The following is a 242-nucleotide window of genomic DNA, read 5'->3' as shown; positions in this document are numbered from 1 at the left end:
TCCGTCCCGCCTCCGCCGTTTCCCGGATGGAAAGTCGTCTAGCTCTCGCTCGCGCAGGTCCAGCCGCAGGCCGCTGAAGGCCACCCCCGCATCCCCGTCGTCCGTGAAGAGCTGTCCGACCTGGATACGCCGCTTTCGGTCTATCTGAATCTCGCCGACGGCCCGCATACCTACCTGTTCGAATCGGTAGAAGGAGGCGAGCTCGTCGGGCTCTATTCCATCATCGGCATGCCTGCCCGCCG

1 pseudogene is annotated in these 242 nt (G+C 64.9%); it reads left to right on the top strand.

Features of this window, described 5'->3' with window-relative positions:
• Positions 1-90 precede the first annotated feature (90 nt).
• A pseudogene (locus tag ACQG3P_RS22370) lies at positions 91-242 on the top strand (anthranilate synthase component I); the annotation flags it as partial.

Origin of the sequence: Stenotrophomonas sp. SrG (genome assembly GCF_050031795.1) — a bacterium.
In the GTDB taxonomy this organism is placed as follows: domain Bacteria; phylum Pseudomonadota; class Gammaproteobacteria; order Xanthomonadales; family Xanthomonadaceae; genus Stenotrophomonas; species Stenotrophomonas rhizophila_A.
Note: the sequence above shows the minus strand (reverse complement) of the source record. Positions and strands in the feature narration are given on the sequence as shown.